Annotated in this window: 14 protein-coding genes and 1 pseudogene; 10 read left to right on the top strand and 5 right to left on the bottom strand. The window is 37.5% G+C overall.

What is annotated here, in order from left to right; all coding sequences use genetic code 11:
- Nucleotides 1-21 precede the first annotated feature (21 nt).
- Nucleotides 22-927, top strand: a complete 906-nt coding sequence (locus tag IAE53_RS04605; RefSeq protein ID WP_010278849.1) for an ABC transporter ATP-binding protein — start codon at nucleotides 22-24, stop codon at nucleotides 925-927.
- Between the two features lie 3 nt (nucleotides 928-930).
- Nucleotides 931-1,698 carry an ABC transporter permease gene (locus tag IAE53_RS04600; protein WP_148423325.1) on the top strand — a complete coding sequence of 256 codons (768 nt, stop codon included), beginning with the start codon at nucleotides 931-933 and terminating at the stop codon, nucleotides 1,696-1,698.
- A gap of 59 nt (nucleotides 1,699-1,757) precedes the next feature.
- Here IAE53_RS04600 and abc-f read toward each other — a convergent pair.
- Nucleotides 1,758-3,244 (bottom strand): annotated as a pseudogene (gene abc-f / locus IAE53_RS04595) (ribosomal protection-like ABC-F family protein).
- A 326-nt stretch (nucleotides 3,245-3,570) separates the two neighbouring features.
- Here abc-f and IAE53_RS04590 point away from each other — a divergent pair.
- Together IAE53_RS04590 and IAE53_RS04585 are read left to right on the top strand one after the other, a co-directional pair.
- Nucleotides 3,571-3,906 (top strand): PadR family transcriptional regulator, encoded by a 336-nt coding sequence (locus IAE53_RS04590; protein WP_148423326.1) that lies wholly within the window; start codon nucleotides 3,571-3,573, stop codon nucleotides 3,904-3,906.
- Complete coding sequence (locus tag IAE53_RS04585) at nucleotides 3,899-4,732, top strand: hypothetical protein (protein ID WP_148423327.1); 834 nt, start codon at nucleotides 3,899-3,901, stop codon at nucleotides 4,730-4,732. Before IAE53_RS04590 ends, IAE53_RS04585 begins: the two co-directional genes overlap by 8 nt.
- A 126-nt stretch (nucleotides 4,733-4,858) precedes the next feature.
- Here the strand turns inward: IAE53_RS04585 and IAE53_RS04580 are convergent, their stop codons facing one another.
- Nucleotides 4,859-5,722, bottom strand: coding sequence for an aldo/keto reductase (locus IAE53_RS04580; protein ID WP_148423328.1), 864 nt, complete (start codon nucleotides 5,720-5,722; stop codon nucleotides 4,859-4,861).
- 65 nt (nucleotides 5,723-5,787) lie between these two features.
- Here IAE53_RS04580 and IAE53_RS04575 point away from each other — a divergent pair, with 65 nt between their 5' ends.
- From IAE53_RS04575 to IAE53_RS04555, 5 genes are all read left to right on the top strand, one after another.
- Complete coding sequence (locus IAE53_RS04575) at nucleotides 5,788-6,396, top strand: GNAT family N-acetyltransferase (RefSeq protein WP_234456350.1); 609 nt, start codon at nucleotides 5,788-5,790, stop codon at nucleotides 6,394-6,396.
- Nucleotides 6,397-6,444: 48 nt separating this feature from the next.
- Nucleotides 6,445-7,890, top strand: coding sequence for an o-succinylbenzoate--CoA ligase (locus IAE53_RS04570; RefSeq protein WP_148423329.1), 1,446 nt, complete (start codon nucleotides 6,445-6,447; stop codon nucleotides 7,888-7,890).
- The gene (gene ubiE / locus IAE53_RS04565; protein WP_010278821.1) at nucleotides 7,887-8,597 is read left to right on the top strand and encodes a bifunctional demethylmenaquinone methyltransferase/2-methoxy-6-polyprenyl-1,4-benzoquinol methylase UbiE; all 711 of its coding nucleotides are present in this window, start codon (nucleotides 7,887-7,889) and stop codon (nucleotides 8,595-8,597) included. Before IAE53_RS04570 ends, ubiE begins: the two co-directional genes overlap by 4 nt.
- A gap of 67 nt (nucleotides 8,598-8,664) precedes the next feature.
- Nucleotides 8,665-9,828 carry a DUF2075 domain-containing protein gene (locus IAE53_RS04560; RefSeq protein ID WP_200136074.1) on the top strand — a complete coding sequence of 388 codons (1,164 nt, stop codon included), beginning with the start codon at nucleotides 8,665-8,667 and terminating at the stop codon, nucleotides 9,826-9,828.
- A 406-nt stretch (nucleotides 9,829-10,234) separates the two neighbouring features.
- Nucleotides 10,235-14,698 (top strand): glycoside hydrolase family 70 protein, encoded by a 4,464-nt coding sequence (locus IAE53_RS04555; RefSeq protein WP_200136072.1) that lies wholly within the window; start codon nucleotides 10,235-10,237, stop codon nucleotides 14,696-14,698.
- Nucleotides 14,699-15,119: 421 nt separating this feature from the next.
- Here the strand turns inward: IAE53_RS04555 and IAE53_RS04550 are convergent, their stop codons facing one another.
- Nucleotides 15,120-15,323 (bottom strand): hypothetical protein, encoded by a 204-nt coding sequence (locus IAE53_RS04550; protein ID WP_010278811.1) that lies wholly within the window; start codon nucleotides 15,321-15,323, stop codon nucleotides 15,120-15,122.
- A gap of 558 nt (nucleotides 15,324-15,881) precedes the next feature.
- Between IAE53_RS04550 and IAE53_RS04545 the strand changes: the two genes are divergently transcribed.
- Nucleotides 15,882-16,622: a helix-turn-helix domain-containing protein gene (locus tag IAE53_RS04545; RefSeq protein ID WP_233610674.1), complete on the top strand. Its 741-nt coding sequence runs from the start codon at nucleotides 15,882-15,884 to the stop codon at nucleotides 16,620-16,622.
- Nucleotides 16,623-16,658: 36 nt separating this feature from the next.
- Here the strand turns inward: IAE53_RS04545 and IAE53_RS04540 are convergent, their stop codons facing one another.
- The gene (locus IAE53_RS04540) at nucleotides 16,659-17,549 is read right to left on the bottom strand and encodes a metal ABC transporter solute-binding protein (RefSeq protein WP_148423332.1); all 891 of its coding nucleotides are present in this window, start codon (nucleotides 17,547-17,549) and stop codon (nucleotides 16,659-16,661) included.
- Entirely contained in the window at nucleotides 17,546-17,983 is a 438-nt protein-coding gene (locus tag IAE53_RS04535) for a MarR family winged helix-turn-helix transcriptional regulator (RefSeq protein WP_148423333.1), read from the bottom strand. The genes IAE53_RS04540 and IAE53_RS04535 overlap by 4 nt, the downstream gene beginning before the upstream one ends.
- Nucleotides 17,984-18,034 lie beyond the last annotated feature (51 nt).

The raw sequence follows: 18,034 nt of genomic DNA, 5'->3' as shown, positions 1-18,034 counted from the left end.
CATAAATATAGAGGGGAAATAATGGCATTATTAGAAGTAAAAAACGTTAGCAAAAAATATGGGGCACGTGCCGCAATGGATCAAGTTAGTTTTGAGGTTGAAGCCGGCCATATTGTTGGATTAATTGGACCCAACGGTGCTGGAAAGTCAACGACAATGCGTGCGATTACTGGATTAATGAGTTATTCATCAGGTACAATTTCGTTTGATGGACAACCTGTGACGTTTAGTAATCATCAAGCATTGGATAAAATTGGTAATTTGATTGAGTATCCGTCAATTTATCCTAATTTGACAGCCTTAGAACATTTGAAGTTGTATGCAATGGATACAAAATCACCTGCAGATTTTAAAATGCTCATGCATAAAACACAAATCGATGGCGATAACTTTGGAAAACGAAAGGCCAAAAACTTTTCATTGGGGATGAAACAACGTCTTGGTATTGCAATTGCGCTGATTAGAAATCCAAAACTGGTCATTTTAGATGAACCAATGAACGGATTAGATCCACAATCAGTTCATGATTTGCGTGAATTAATTCGCTCTTTGGCTGATGAAGGCACAGCATTCTTGATATCAAGTCATTTGTTAGATGAATTGCAAAAGTTGGTTGATGATGTTGTGATTATTAATCATGGCAAAATTATCGAAAAAGACACGATGTCTAATTTCTTTAGCCACGATAAAGTGCGCTGGACAGTTGATACTAATGACAATGAGGCAGCATTGCTAGTTGTTCAAGAGCATAATTGGCAGGCAAGTATTGATGATGGGCACCTGCAAATTACTGGGGCGGAAAGTTTGCAAGAAGTTATTTCAGCGATTAATCAAGCTAATCTTAAAATTTTAACACTTAATACCATCACTGGGAATTTGGAAAAGTCGTTGTTGGATATGCTGGCAGCAGACGATAAGGGGGAATAAGTCGTGTTAACATTGATGAAACAAGAGTATTATAAAGCTTTTAAGCAAAATAAATTATATATTTGGTTAATTTTGAGCTTTGCTTTTCCGATAGCTATTATTGGTATTTTTAAATCACAAAGAACTATGGCATCAGTAATTAATTTGGGCCAAGCACTACTGTACGTACAAATGGCCGGTATTATTATTACTGCTTTGTCAGTATCTCAAGAATTTGGCTTTGGCACTATTCGACCATTGTTATCACGTCGCTTTAGTCGCGGCAGTGTCTTTGTAAGTAAGCTGTTGTTGAACTTGAGTGTCTATATTGGTTTGTTTGTCACAGCATTTATTGGGACTGTCTTAGCGGTTGCTTTGTTTATACCAAAGTATGATTTCAGTAAATCTCTCGGGTATACAGGTAATAGCTGGCAAACTATGGGGATTGGCATGCTTGATACAGCCATCCAAATGATATTTGTGGCTGCGTTAGTGTTGATGATTACGAATTTAGTTAAAAGTTCTGGAGCAGCAATTGGATTAGGTGTTGTGATGATTGTGGCAACACCAATATTAAGTGCTATTTCATTAAAATTAATTGATTTAGCGCCGTTTCTAAAATGGAATCCATTTAATATTTATCTCGGTATGTCTAACATAGGAATGTTGTCACCAAACATATTGAAACAAGCGATGCACATATCACAAAATGAGTTAATTGTAGCTTATTTGATCTACATTGCACTGATGTATGGTATTGCATATCTGATTTTCAAAAAGCGTAGTGTGTAATGTTTCACGTGAAACAAACATGCTCTCATTTTTCAAAAAGCCTAACATTTTAGACAATATTAGTTGTCTAAAATGTTAGGCTTTTTTGGTGCGGTCGTCTCTAAATGAAGCGTTTTTGTCGACGTTCTTGCCAAAAAATTAGTATCATGTTCGATAATTATCATCGTTGGCTGTATTTGGTTGATAATGTTAGCAATTTGCTCTTGATTGAAAACATCAAGATAATTTAAAGGTTCATCCCAAATATACAATTCGGCTGGTGTCATAAGGGACTTAGCCAATTCAATGCGTTTTTGTTGTCCCATACTCATGTGCTCGATTCGATTTTGAAAAACGTGACGTTCAAGGCCAAGTTTGAAAAGATTATTGAGTAAATCTTCATAGGATAAATGATTTGCCAAGGCAAACTCAGCTAGTGTGCCATGATTATCATCATAATTCTGTCTGAGATAGCTGATGGTTAGGCTTTTTGGGTGATGCATTTTCCCAGTTGCAGTACCAGAAAAATTATCTTGTAAGTATTGTACAAGAGATGATTTACCGGCACCATTGTTACCCTGAATAGCTAATCTTTCACCGAGATTAAGTTCAAACGAAATTGGTTCAAATAATGGTTTGTCATAGTTTAATTGTAGATTTTCTACTTTGAGTAACTGTTGGTGAGCTGTTGGGGTGAAATTTAACGTTAGTGGTGATACTGATTCAATATTTTTTAAAAGCGCCGCTTTTGCATCAACTTTGCTTTCAGAACGTTTAGCAATCGCTTTAGATCGTTTTGCTTGTTTCTTGGCGAGACGGCGTGCAGCAGAATCATTCGTTTCATTTTCACGTTGGAGAGCCCATGTGGCAACAGTTTTGATACCCGTTTGATATGTTTAATTTCTTTTTTTAACTGATCATTTTGCTCTTTTTCATAGGCGTCTGTTTGCTTTTTTTGGTCATCATATACTTGAAAGTTACCCTTTTGCAACAAAACTTTATGTTTTTCAATTGATAAGGTATGGTCAACAATTTCGTCAATGAATTTGCGGTCATGGCTGACTACAATGAAACCTTGTTTCTTTTCCTTTAAGTAGTGAGCAACTTGTTGTCGTGATGCTTGGTCTAAATGATTAGTCGGTTCGTCAATTAATGGAAAACTGATATCGTCGACAAATAAAAGTGATAGTAAAACTTTGGTTTGTTCACCACCAGATAAGCTTGAAAATTTGCGCCAGAGGATATCATCTGTTAATCCTAACAAGGTGAGTTCACGTGAGATTTGCCAAAAATCGAAGTTTGATAGCGCCTGTAAAATGTTATAAGTTAACTGCTGTGGGTCTTTAATTGTCTGGGGAAAATACGTAAATTTGCTGTCTTGACTAATGTCGCCAGTATAATGATAGTCTCCCATCAGTAGTCGTAAAAGCGTTGTTTTACCACGTCCATTACGACCAATCAAACCCAACTTCCATTGGGTAGATAGCCTCAAATTGATATCTGAAAAAAGTTGCGTACCCTGTTGATCAAATCCAAAATACAAATGTTTTATCTCAATATCCACCATAAATCACCTCATCAAAAATTTATTCATTGATTGTCGAGATGGTAAATTTGATGGCAACTAAAAAGACCCACCCTATGAACGATTAAACCAAATCTCGAAAATCAACACACTTGCCTACACCGCTAACAAGTGTTTCCGTCATTTTCGGTAAATAGCTTATTTGTTCAACAGTAAGTCCCTCATCTTTTCATAAATTATTTTAATTTTATCATTGAATATTCATGATATCAAGTACAAAACCGACAGAGTCATTATTTTGTTGTTTGAATTGTCAAATGTTATATGGTATGCTTAACAAACCATGAATAGAATGGAGAATTAGTGACTTGTCAGAAAATATAGCTAGTCAACTTAGAAAAGGTATTTTACAAGGCTTTTTGCTCATTCTACTTGATAAAGAACCAAATTATGGTTATGGTATCATGAAAAAAATGTCGGAATATGGTCTAGGGGATGTTCCTAAAGGCACGATTTATCCGTTGCTCACCAATATGACAACAAAAGGCTTGATTAAATACCAAATTCAAGCCTCTGATGGCTTGAGAACGAGAAAATATTATTACATAACCGATGCCGGCAAAGCAGAAAAACAAGTTTTTAGTCGTGAGTGGCTGGGCATTAGTCACAGTATGAATAGCATTTTGGGGGAAGAAAATGAATAGTAGTCAAAAATTGATTGAAAAGAACAATAGCTTGCGAAAAGAACTCAATCTAAAAAATGAGGTGTTTTATAGTGATTTTTTGATATACATGAGACTTGGCAGTATTACCAAAAAAGAAACTGTTGTGGAAAATATATTACTTGAAATTTTAGAAGATATTCTTGATGCACAACGAGAAAACATTGATGCGAACAAGTATTTTGGTAAGTCGCCGAAAATGGTAGCGGATGATATTTTAAAATCGATTCCTAATTGTATTACTGATACAGTTAAGCTAGCCATGACGGGGTTGTTTAGTTTTGCAATTATGACTTTATTGCCAGTTCTGGCAAATCCTAATGCAAAGATTGATTTGGGAAATATGATTTTGGCAGGCATCTATACTTGCCTAGCAAGCATGTTAATTTTGAAGCAAATAGCGCGGTCAATCTATGTAATTAACCGTTTTATGTCAAACAAAGTGGTCAGATATGTGACTTATTTTGTTTTAGCGAGCGCCATACTGGCACCTGTGTATTTGATTCTTTTCTTTGTTAAAACGCCCTTGATCTTTTCACTAAATGGTCTTACTGGTGTTATGGTGTCTGTGTTGATTATGGCGGGCTTCATCGTTTGGTGGTTACGTTCAAATGATCGAAAATTTAACTTTCCAATGCTGTTTGCAGCCTTGGTTTTTGGCATACTGTCACTGATTATTAGAATACCGAGTGTGCAAGACATAATTTTTAGGAGCCAGTTTGGTAAAAATAGTTACGCGATTATTATCATAGTTGCTTTGGCGTCATTTTATGTTGTTAGTCATATCGCGCATAAAAATAAAGAGTGATTGACGGTTATTTCGAACATTTAAAGTAGACAATCATTACGTGTATCAAACATTAACAATAAAAAAATCCGCTGAATATTCAGCGGACCATTAAACGGTGATAGCAGTCAGTGATGACATTTAGGACTAAAAATTAGCCGTGTCAGCATTGGTATGTGTGCCACCGACGCCAGCAAGCGAATCAAGTTCGGACACTTCATCATTAGTTAAGGCAAAATCAAAAACGTCTAAATTAGCCTTAATGTAGTTTTCATGCGTTGATTTTGGCAGTGGCAAAAATCCCTTTTCCAGAGACCATCGAATGAGCACTTGTGGGACGGATTTGTGATATTTTTCCGCAATTGTCGTAACTTGTGGCAAATCTACTAAACGTCCAGTGCCCAGTGGCGAATAGGCTTCACTGACAATGTCATGTGCTTTGTCATAAGCGACAAGTTCGTCCTGCGTGTCAGAAGGGTTCAAAAAGTTTTGATTAACCATTGGTGCAATTTTTTGTGTTTTTGCCAAACTCTCGAGATGATGAATTTGAAAATTAGAAACACCGATTGCTTTGGCTTTTCCAGCTTCGTAGGCAGTTTCAAAGGCACGCCATGTCTCAGCGTTGGCCTTTTCCCAAGCATTTTGACCCTGAGCTTTGATTGCTGCAGGATTTGGCCAGTGAATCAGGTAGAGATCGACGTAGTCTAGCCCTAACTTTTGTAGGGAGATATCTAAAGCTTTTTGAGCTGCTTCAAATGAATGTGCGTCATTCCAAAGCTTAGTTGTGACAAATAGGTCTTCACGGTTAATGCCAGAATCTTTGATAGCGCGACCAACAGATTCTTCATTACCATAAGCTGCTGCAGTATCAATATGACGATAGCCGGCTTTTAATGCCCAACGAACAGCTTGATAAGCAACATCTCCGTCAGCACTTTGCCATGTACCAAATCCAATAACAGGAATTTTAGTACCATTTGCAAGTGTGTATGTATCATTTTGAGAAGTCATAAGAGTACCTCTATTTTTTTATTTGGCGAATGAAAAAATCATTTGCCCGGTACAGTCATTATAACATGAACACGGAACAAATGTTCGCGCAAGCAACTGGCTATTATAACTATGATAAAATAGAGATGACGCATGAATTTTATCAAAAGGATAACGATATGACATTAACAAACTTCAATATCACTGATGAAACAAATTGGCAAAATATTTATTTAAACGCTTTTCCAGCCCATGAACGTTTGCCGTTCAAATCCTTAAAGCAAAAGGTGAATGACAATAACCAGATTAAAATGTTAACGTTTAAAAGTGATGATCGTGTTGCTGGTATCTTATTTTTAGTGACATTGGCAGATGATAAAGCATTTATTCTATATTTCGCCGTTGATGCAACTATTCGCGGTAAAGGAATTGGTAGTCAAATGCTATCATTTTTGAAACAACAGTATACGGGTGGCATTATTTTGGAATCTGAAATTATTGGTACCGATGCAGACAATGAACAACAACGGTTGCAACGTTATCATTTTTATCAAAGAAATGGTGTCTTGGATTCAGGATTTGTCGCTCAAAATATGGGTGGGACTTTTCATTTGCTAAGAACCAGTGAGCAAATTACAGTGGCAGATTATTTAAAAGCCATTGATATTTTAGGGCTAACGACTACAATGCAATAGACGATGACGTCTATTTTTTTTTAGTGCATTCTGCGGTATGATAGAAAAATGGAAAACTGGTTGATAAAACGTGCACAACTCACGCCTAATCGCGTTGCTGTGCAGGAAAAAGGGCAGCAACTGACCTTTCAAGAAGTTGCTGATCGAACAAAAAAAATTGCTGAGCGATTGACGGTAGTGGCGGGAACAAAACCAAGGATTGCCTTAATTGTCACGAACACAATTGCGAGTTATTTGACGATTATGGCAGTACAGCAACTTGGCAAAACGATTGTTTTTATTAATCGCCGTTTGTCAGTTGATGAAATTAACTATCAATTGACAGATGCTGATATTTCGCTTTTGATCACAGATGAAGACTATCAGCATCAGTTAAATGTGGATAAACAATTAACTATTAGTGCGTTGTCAACTGAAAAATCAACACGACTAGATTTGGTTAAAAATTTTCCTGATGATGCTGTTACCAGTATTATGTATACTTCTGGCACTACTGGTAAACCAAAAGGTGTGATGCAAACCTTCAATAATCACTTTTTTTCAGCTATGGGCAGTGCTCTAAATTTGGGGTTGACTGCTGATGACGCTTGGTTAACAGCTGTGCCTATTTTTCACATTAGTGGCTTCTCAATTTTAATGCGGGGTCTGATTTATGGCATGCGCGTGGTGCTGTTACCAAAATTTAATGCGCATCAAGCGAACGAGCTGCTCGTTAATAGTCATATTACGACTATGTCGGTAGTGCCTGTGATGCTTAAACAACTGTTAAACGATTTGCCGGAAAATGTGTCTTATAATAGTGGATTTCGTACGATGCTATTAGGTGGCGGTCCCACGGATCGCGCAACATTAAAGCGAGCACAGGCCCATCATATTCCAATCATTCAGTCTTATGGCATGACTGAGACTGCCTCGCAAGTGATTGCTTTAGACGCTGAATACGCCGATGAAAAATTAGGATCGGTCGGTAAACCATTATTTCCAGTGAGCTTGAAAATTGCTGATCATCTTGGCGTGCCAGTTAGAATGGGTAATATTTGGATTAAGTCACCAACGTTGACAACTGGTTACCTTAATCAGCCAAATAAATTAGCAGAAAAGTGCCATGACGGGTGGTTTAACACTGAAGATTTTGGTTATCTAGATGATGATGGATTCTTGTTTGTGCAGGGTCGTGAAGGTGATATGATCAGTTCTGGTGGCGAAAATATTTTTCCAGATGAAATAGAATCAGTTTATTTAAAGTTGCCAGAGATTGACAACATTGTGGTGGTTGGTGTTCCTGATGAACAGTGGGGACAAGTGCCAGTGGCGATTGTGGCGGGTAGCGAACTATCCTTAGCCAACTTAAAAGCCTACGGACGCGAAAAACTAGCACATTACAAAGTACCCAAACGGTTTTATTTTGCAAACGACTGGCATCGAACTGCCAGTGGTAAGACGCAGCGCATCAAATTCATAGCAGAAATCACACGATTGAAGGAGCTAACATGACCCTATCACCTAAAAATACTGATGTACAATCCCTGTTTAATACCATTGCGCCAGAATATGACAAAATGAACAATATTATTAGTTTGGGAACGCATAAAAATTGGCGACAAAAAGTTATGAAAAAAATGGTTTTTCCAAAAGGTGCTGAAATTATTGATTTAGCAACTGGAACGGCTGATTGGGCAATTGCCTTGGCAGAAAAAAGCGACCCCACAGCAAAAATAACGGGGTTGGATTTTAGTCGGGAAATGCTCACAGTTGGGCAACATAAAGTCGACTTGAGTGACTATGCAGATAAGATCACACTAGTGCAAGGCGATGCTATGTCACTGCCATTTGAAGATAATCATTTTGATATTGTGACTATTGGTTTTGGTCTTAGAAACTTGCCTGATCCAATTCAAGGGTTACGTGAGATGTATAGAGTGCTTAAGCCGGGTGGACAACTCGTCGTTCTTGAAACATCTCAACCAGATAATCCTATTGTTAAGCCCTTTTGGCGCTTATATTTTGGACAAGTGATGCCATTGCTGGGAAAATATTTTGCCAATGGTAAATACTCGGCTTATAAATATTTAGATGAAACGACTGAAAACTTTATGGATTATATGACATTGGGTCAAGTAATGCTGCGATTAAAGTTTCAAAAAGTTGTTATTTCTAGATTTAATTTGGGAGCCGCGGCCGTGCATTATGCTACAAAATAACTGCATTTGTGCCGGATAATGATTTAACAACGATGGTGTTGAAAGTGAGAAATAAACCATGGCTGAAATGAACGAACAACTCAAAAAACAATTTTTTGTCGATCAATTGTCACAAGATCAAGAACGTGTCATTGGCGATATCAATGATTATATCGGCACTAGTGTTGCAAATAACAACCACGCTGTTGCGATTATTCAGGGGGCAGCTGGTACAGGCAAGTCTGTTGTGTTGATGGATCTTGTCACTAAATATATGACTGATAAGCGTTATAAAACAGCCTTGGTGGTTAATCATCCTGAACTCTTCAAAGCCTATAAAGACATTGCGGAAAGTATTCCGGGTATGCGAGAGCGAGATATTACGCGCCCGACGCCACTGATTAATCATGCTCAAAAAAACCATTGGCGATATGATGTTATTTTTGTGGATGAAGCGCATTTATTATTGTCCAAGCCCGAACCTTATATGCATTATAACGGCAACAATCAACTAACTGATTTAATGGATTTAGCTAAAATTGTGGTAGTTGTTTATGATTTTGCACAAGTTTTTCAATCAAAAATGTATTGGTCAAAAGACTTTTTATACAAAACAATCGGCAATCGGCCACATAAGTTGTTTGATATGAATTTTCAGTACCGCATGATTGCCAGTGAGTCACAAGTAAAATGGATGGACGATCTAACAGCTGAAAAACCATTATATCCATTTCCAAATGATAGTGACTTCGAGTTTAAAGTTTTTGATAAAGCTGGGAAACTCTATGATAACATTATCCAAAAAAATAAGTCAGTCGGGTTAAGCCGAGTTGTTGCAACGTCAGGATTTCCAAGGATTGATGGCCGTCATAACGTTGAAATGGATAGCTTTTCACTGCCTTGGGATGAATGGGATCCACAACGCACACACTGGGCTAAACGTGAATACTCTATTAAGCAAGTTGGAACAATATATACCTTGCAGGGTTTTGATTTGAATTTTGTGGGGATGATTATTGGACCATCGTTTGGCTATGATGCAAAAACAGACAGCATGACTATTTTGCCAGAGAAATATTCACACAAGGAAATATTTAAGAAACGTCAGGATAAGCAGTTTACAAAAGCCGAATTTAAAGCTTTCATTGCCAACGTTTTAAATGTTTTGATGAAACGTGGTAAATATGGTTTATACCTAACGGCTTATGATGATGCTTTACGTCAACGACTGTTAGAATTGTATCGTGACTAATGACATTTGACGTAACACAAATTTTTAAGAACGACACAAAAATCGCTGATGAATTAATATCATCAGCGATTTTTAATATCACTCATTTTTGGTGTAAAATAACTCATAAAAAAAGCCTGAAGTTAGTTCGAAAAATCGAATAAACATTGTGAATATAACAACGATATTAACGAATTATATCGTTATTTTTTTCCGACGATATTGTGACCGCTTCTGACACAATTATCAAAATAAAATCTAAAATGCTGCTAAATAAGGGATTGACGGATGCCTTGATTTAAAATAATCAAGCCATAAAGAAATTAATTTTTACGATTTTTTGACAAACGTTTGCCAAAAAATGTGATACAATTTACAAATCGCGTTAAATGAAAACGTGGTTAAAAAATTATGGAGAATGAGTATTATGAGAGAGAAATCCGTGGCAAGAAAGAAGCTTTATAAGTCAAAAAAAAGTTGGGTGGTTGCTGGTTTGACTACTGCTTTTTTGATGGTGAATCAAGCTAGTGTAAGTGCTGATCAAAATGTAAATGATCCATCGGTTACAACAACGACGCAGGATGTAGCAACAGATCAGGGCACTAGTATGGATGCATCTGTAACGACGACAGTTAATCCAAATTTGGATGATACTCAAGCTGATAACACCGATATTCAGACGCCAACAGATCAAAATGATGAGTCAAAAGACACCACGCCAAAAGTTGAAACAGGCGATACAACGAATAGCCAATCAACAGACACTCAGGAAACAACAGCTCAAACTAATAATGACGTAGAAACAACACAAAATAGTGATGCAGCGATTGAGACAGGGTTATTGACAACAAATAATCAGATCAGATACGTTAATCCTGATGGCACAGTTTTGAAAGGCGCATACAAAACAATTAATGGTAATACCTATTATTTTGATGACGACAGTGGCGATGCACTGGTAGGGCTACACAAAATTGGAGACACTATTAAGGGATTTAGTCTTAATGGTGCCCAAGTCAAAGGGGATTATTTAACGGCAGCCAACGGAGATAAATATTACTTTGATTCCAACGGTAATGCGGTATCCGGGGTGCAACAAATTAATGGCAAGACCTATTATTTTGACAGCACTGGTAAATTAATGAAGGGTTACACAGCAGTATTAAATGGTGTCGTAACTTTCTTCAATAGCACAACTGGTGAAGCAGATAATACTGATGCCTCAACCATTAAAACTGGCGTTACAATCGACAACTCGGATTACACAGCTCATAATGCTGCCTATGATAATACAGCCGCCAGCTTTGATAATATCAATGGCTATCTGACGGCAGAAAGTTGGTACAGACCTAAAGAAATATTGGAAAATGGTGAGTCATGGAGGCCATCTACTGCTGAGGATAAACGTCCCATTTTAATCACTTGGCAACCGGATATTGTGACCGAGGTCAATTATCTCAATATGATGGCTGCAAATGGTTTGCTCTCGATTAACGCACCATTTACAACCGCTAGTGATCTTGCCATTATGAATGACGCTGTGAGAGCTGTTCAAAAAAATATTGAGATGCGAATTAGCCAAGAAAAATCAACTGATTGGTTAAGAACACTGATGACTCAGTTTATTAATACACAACCACAGTGGAACGAGGTGAGTGAATCACCAAGCAATGATCACTTACAAGGCGGCGCATTAACGTATGTTAATAGTCCATTGACGCCAGATGCTAATTCGAATTTTCGCTTGCTTAATCGAACCCCGACTAATCAATCTGGTACAACGCGTTATGACACTGATAAATCTGAAGGCGGGTTTGAATTATTATTAGCCAACGATGTTGATAATTCCAATCCAGTAGTTCAAGCTGAGCAACTTAACTGGTTGTACTATTTAATGAATTTTGGTTCAATTACAGCTAATGATCCAACGGCTAATTTCGATGGTATTAGAGTTGATGCTGTTGATAACGTGGACGCTGATTTGTTGCAGATCGCTTCTGGTTACTTTAAATTAGCGTATGGCACTAGTTTATCTGACACTAATGCTAACCAACATTTATCTATTTTGGAAGATTGGTCTGCTAATGATGCGGAATACATGTCAAAAACGGGTAGTAATCAATTGACAATGGACACGTATACGCAGCAACAATTACTCTTTTCATTGACAAAACAAGTTGATAATCGTGCTGACATGCGACGTTTCCTAGAATACTTTATGATTAATCGTGCTAACGATGCCACTGAAAATGTGGCAACACCAAATTACTCATTTGTTCGTGCGCATGATAGTGAAGTTCAAACGGTCATTGCTACGATAATTAAAGATTTACATCCCGATGTGGTGAATAGTCTTGCGCCAACTCAAGCGCAACTAGAAGAGGCATTTGCCGTGTATAACGCTGATATGAATCGGGTGGATAAACAATATACCCAATACAATATGCCAAGTGCTTATGCCATGCTTTTGACCAATAAAGATACGATTCCACGTGTGTATTATGGTGATTTATATACAGATGATGGGGAGTATATGGGCACGCAAACCCCCTATTATGATGCTATCGTTAATTTATTGCAGTCTCGCGTTAAATATGTTGCAGGTGGACAGTCAATGGCGGTTGATCAACATGATATTTTAACAAGTGTGCGTTATGGCAAAAATTTGGCTGACGCTAATGCGACATCAGATGATTTAACCAGTATTAACTCAGGCATAGGTGTCATTGTTTCTAATAATCCCAATCTTTCGTTGGCGTCTGGTGAAACAGTCGTGCTCCATATGGGCATTGCACATGCAAATCAAGTTTATCGTGAGATACTTGAGACAACCGACAACGGTATTGCAAATAATACCGATATTTTTAAAACAACAGACAGTAATGGGGACTTGATTTTCACTGCTTCTGAAATTCATGGCTATAGTAATGTTCAAGTATCAGGCTTCTTATCAGTTTGGGCGCCTAAAGATGCTACGGATGATCAAGATGTACGTACTGCTGCTAGTGAATCGACTTCTAATGATGGCAATACGCTTCATTCAAATGCTGCTTTAGATTCCAACCTAATTTATGAAGGCTTTTCAAACTTTCAATCAACACCTCAGTCAGAAAGTGAATTTGCAAATGTCAAAATAGCTGCTAATGTTAATCTGTTCAAATCTTGGGGTGTCACGAGTTTTCAAATGGCACCGCAATATCGCTCGAGCACAGATACAAGCTTTTTGGATTCCATTATTCAAAATGGTTATGCCTTCACTGACCGTTACGATTTGGGATTTGAAACGCCAACGAAGTATGGGACCGATGAGCAATTGCGTGATGCGATTAAAGCATTGCATGCTAATGGCATACAAGCAATGGCTGACTTTGTGCCAGACCAGATTTATAATTTGCCTCAAACAGAACTGGTTTCTGTATCACGCACCGATAGTCTTGGTAATCAGTCAGCCAATTCAAATGCAGCCAATGTGTTGTATGTATCTCACACAGTTGGTGGTGGCGAATATCAAAGTAAATATGGTGGTGAGTTCTTAGCGATTATTAAGTCTAAATATCCAAGTTTATTCAAAACAATTCAGGTTTCGACAGGACTACCAATTGATGATTCAACTAAGATTAAAGAGTGGTCGGCAAAATACTTTAATGGTTCAAATATTCAAGGACGTGGTTTTGGATATGTGCTATCTGATGGTGACACGCAGAATTACTTTAAAGTGATTTCGAACAGTACAGATGATGACTTTTTGCCTAATCAGCTGACTGGACAACCCACAATGACAGGCTTTGAACAAACAAGTAAGGGTATTGTATATTACTCTAAGAGTGGTATTCAGGCTAAAAATCAATTCGTCAAAGATGATGTTTCTGGCAATTACTATTATTTCAATAAAAATGGTCTGATGACAGTTGGTAGTAAGACAATTAATGGTAAAAACTATATGTTTTTGCCAAATGGTGTAGAGTTGCGGGGATCCTTTTTACAAACAGCGGATGGGACCGTCAATTACTACGCGACTAATGGGGCACAGGTTCAGGATAGCTACGTGACCGACACAGAAGGTAATAGTTATTACTTTGATGGTGATGGGGAAATGATAACTGGTACTTATACAGTTGATGGACATGCGCAATATTTTGATGTGAATGGTGTTCAAACCAAGGGGGCTATTATTACACTTGAGGGTGTGCAACGCTATTATCAAGCTGGAAACGGTAATTTGGCAACGAATCAATATGTCAGTTACAACAACAGCTGGTACTATGCCAACGCCAAGGGCGAGTTAGTGACTGGTGTTCAAAGTATTAATGGTAACGTTCAATATTTTGCCAGCAATGGGCAACAAATTAAAGGTCAAATTGTTGTGACTGGTAATCAGAAAAGTTATTACGATGCAAACACTGGAAATCTTATCAAAAATGACTTTTTGACACCGGATCAAGGTAAAACTTGGTATTATGCCGATCAAGATGGTAATCTTGTGGTAGGTGCGCAAGAGGTTAATGGTCACAAGCTGTATTTTGATGATAATGGGATACAAATCAAAGACCAAATCATCTCAAATGACGGTCAACAATATTACTATCAAGGTGATAATGGTGATTTAGTCACAAATCGCTACATCAGTTACAATGATGGTTGGTATTACGCTAACGCGATAGGCGTTCTTGTAACAGGTCAACAAATTATCAATGGCGAAACACAATATTTTAGTGAAGATGGTCGCCAAGTAAAGGGCCAAATTATTTCTGATGGTGATAAACAGCATTATTACGACGCAGATTCAGGCAATTTGGTTAAAAATAATTTTGTCACAGTAGACCAAGGTAAAACATGGTACTATGCTGATCAAGATGGTAATCTCTCACTGGTTGAACAGCAAGGTGACTGAATCACTATAGCTGACTTAACTAAACATTAAAGGTAACAGTAGGAATGTGCTGTTACCTTTTTTCAATCAAATACATGTAAGCGCTTGCAAATATAGAAGAGACATGCTATAATTTAAATAGAGATTAGGAGGAGATCCTAATAACATTCAGATTTGTTGACGCCGTCAGTGACGATGGCAGGAATGGATTTCTTTCAATCTAGGAGCGACTTACTTAGTGAAAATTAGTTAGTACCACTATGACAATAACGGTGCATTCTGGCTAGTTTGAAAATTAATAATATTTGCTCAGGCACTTGGCTTGAGGAATATTGTTGCTGGGTAAGTTGTTTTTTTGTTTTCGAGTTGCCAGATAATAATGAAAAAGGGTCAAAACAAATTTAATTGTTTTGACCCTTTTGGGTGAAATTAAGTCGTCTTTTTAGCCCAAAAAAGTTAGAATTTCTACAATACCAAACACAGCTAACAATGCTGTGAAAAAGAAACCGTACAAGTATCCAAACACTCTAAAAGGACTATCTGTTTTTGCGGCGTATGTGCGATAGGTTATAAACGCTTTGCGTGAGGCAAAACCTTGCCAAACGGCGGCCGACAGCAGTAACAGACCAACAATTAATTGCCACATAAATAACACCTCCCTTCTAATAAAAGTGATGTTAATTGGGTGAAACGGAGCCGTGGATATTGCCGTGACCTGTTGTCAACAACCATGAATTTGTCCCGATGAGTTATTTTATACTGCCCAATAAGAAAACAAAAGGTATTACCGCCGTTACTATAAAGAAAATGATGTTAACATAGTCAATTTTTTTAGTGTTCATAATGTTTATCCTACACTGTTGCGCTAGTTTTTCATGTTTTTAAAAATCATGGGAAGCGCTTACAATTTAATTGTATAGCTACTAATATCATAATTCAACTATATATGTCATGAAACGATAATTAATGTTCTAAAATAACGATTTTAATTAAGCGATTTGCTGTTATGACAAACTATATTGGAATATCAAAAGCGTTGAATCGGCTATTTATTAGGTTTTGTCCGATAAATAGGTACGTTTTATGCAAGAATTTATATTAATAAAATGATATCATTTAAGGAATAAAATAGTTGCCGTTTATTAGTGTGATTGATAATTATGCCGTTCATTGGCATAAAGGTAATTAGAATATTGGGAGAACAATGTTGATTATTGGAGAACGCATCAAGTTATTGAGAAAAACAAAAAGATTGACCCAAATAGATCTAGCAAAGACAATATTTGTTTCTTATCAGCTAGTGTCAAAGTGGGAAAGAAACCTGAGTGAACCGACGGCAGAAATGATGTTTACGATTATCGATAAATATCAACTACCTTTCGATTTTTTTTGGGACCCAGTGACCCAGCAAATGCAACATACAGCAAGAGAGAGAATTTTAAATGCCTTTTTAGAGAGTATGATTGCCTCGTATGACAAGAAACCAACTATCAACAAGGTTGCACAAGTTGCTGCATTGGAACCCGAACATGTGGCGCTTTATTTTGCTAATTCGGATGAATTAATCTATGAATTTTTCAACGAAGTTGATCGTAATATCAAAATTGAAATTGAAGCACAAGTTGCCTCACACCATGATTTGATTACTATTTTTGTCAATAATATGGCACCTTTACTTTATGCTAAGCGAGTGCCATTGCACGTTTTATATACGCGACCTTACATTAAAGGGATTTGGCTGGCATTTATTAAATCAAAGTATAAACGAATTTTGTTAGCACATCATCAAGTGGACGAGCAAGAAGGATTGGCATTAGAGTATTTAATTGAAGTTTTAACAGCTTTTATATCTGTTTGGCTCAGCCAACCTAATCCAGAATCGCTGAAAGCATTTCAGAGTCGTATGAGGAGCTTAACCGGAAATAATATTAACCAATGGTTATAAAAAAACAGCAACTGCTGCTTTTAGCGTTGCTGAATTTTATTTCGTAATTTTGGCAATTTGTTGCAGTTCAGACAACTGCCATGACACGTAATTTTCGCCATTAGGGAGTGTTTCAGTGACGTTCACAACTGGTATGTCATGTGTTTTAGCTAGGTTAATGATGTTACTGACAGTCGTGCTGGAGGTTTGTTTGTTGTTAACAATAAAAGCGATTTGGTGATTCTCAATAGCTAATCTAAGTGACGCTAATGTTGTGGGGGAAGGATCATTACCCGCTTCAATTGCTTCAGAAAAATCTGAATCCATGACGTGATAGCCCAGTGCTTTTAGCATGTACTCAAAAACAGGTTCTGTTTGCGCAACTGATTGACCGTTAGAGTCTTGTGAGATTTGGGTGATTAATGATTGAATTGGCTTTAAGCTGGCAATATATTTTTTGGCATTTTTTTGAAAATCATCTTTGTGGGTTGGATCTTCTTTGCCGAGTTGTTTGGCGAGATACTGTGCTGTTTTAATCATGGTTTCTGGATTATTCCAAAGATGAGGATTACTGCCAGTTTTTTGCTTCAAAACGGTCTCACCAACGCGAATGAGCGCTGCTTGGTCAGAAGCCTTGGCTAACTTATTGAGCCATGTGTCGTAACCCAGTCCATTTGCCAAAGCAATATCAGCTTGACTGACTTGTTTTGCGACTGCTGTTGTTGGCTCGTAATCCTCGGGTGAAATGTTTTGATTTTTAATAATAGCGGTGGCTTTACCATGCGATCCGACAACTGCTTGCGCTAATTCGGCATAGAAATCAGTAGATGCGACAATTGTAATTTGACGATGCGTGCTGTTTTTTGAGGATGGGTGTTGTCCTTTAATAAGGGCGAAGCCCATAACAATAATCATGATGGTAGCCAATAAGGCGATAACTTTTTTCATTGGTTGTCTCCAATCTGGTTAAGTTGTTTCAAAAATTTCGTAATGGTCTTTTGTTGCTTAGGGGTGAAATTGGTCATAATTGTATTGAGGTGATCTAACATGGATTGATGGGCAGACTCATGGCGCAATGCTAATTTTTCACCACTTGGTGTTAATGAATAAAAAGTGCTACGTTTATCTGTTTCATTGATTGTCGCAATGACATAGTGATGAGCGATGAGATTTTTGATGGCTTTTGTGATGGCCGGACGTGATAATTCAACCGCTGCGGCAAGTTGTGTGTTAGTCAGTGACTGAGTGCGTAATAACATGAGCAAATGAGCTTGTGTCGCGTTGATATTTTGCCCCGCTGTACTTGTAATGACTTCTGGGTGACTAGCATATTCTTGTACGAAATGATTAAGTGCCGTCATGATTTCATTTGTTTCAGACATATATTCTCCAATGCTTAACCGGTTAATTAACTAGTTAAGTATATCTTGTCC

The organism is Leuconostoc sp. S50 (assembly GCF_016624925.1).
Taxonomy (GTDB): Bacteria; Bacillota; Bacilli; order Lactobacillales; family Lactobacillaceae; genus Leuconostoc; species Leuconostoc pseudomesenteroides.
The sequence above is the reverse complement of the archived record's forward strand: the minus strand, read 5'-3'. Positions and strand labels throughout refer to the sequence as shown.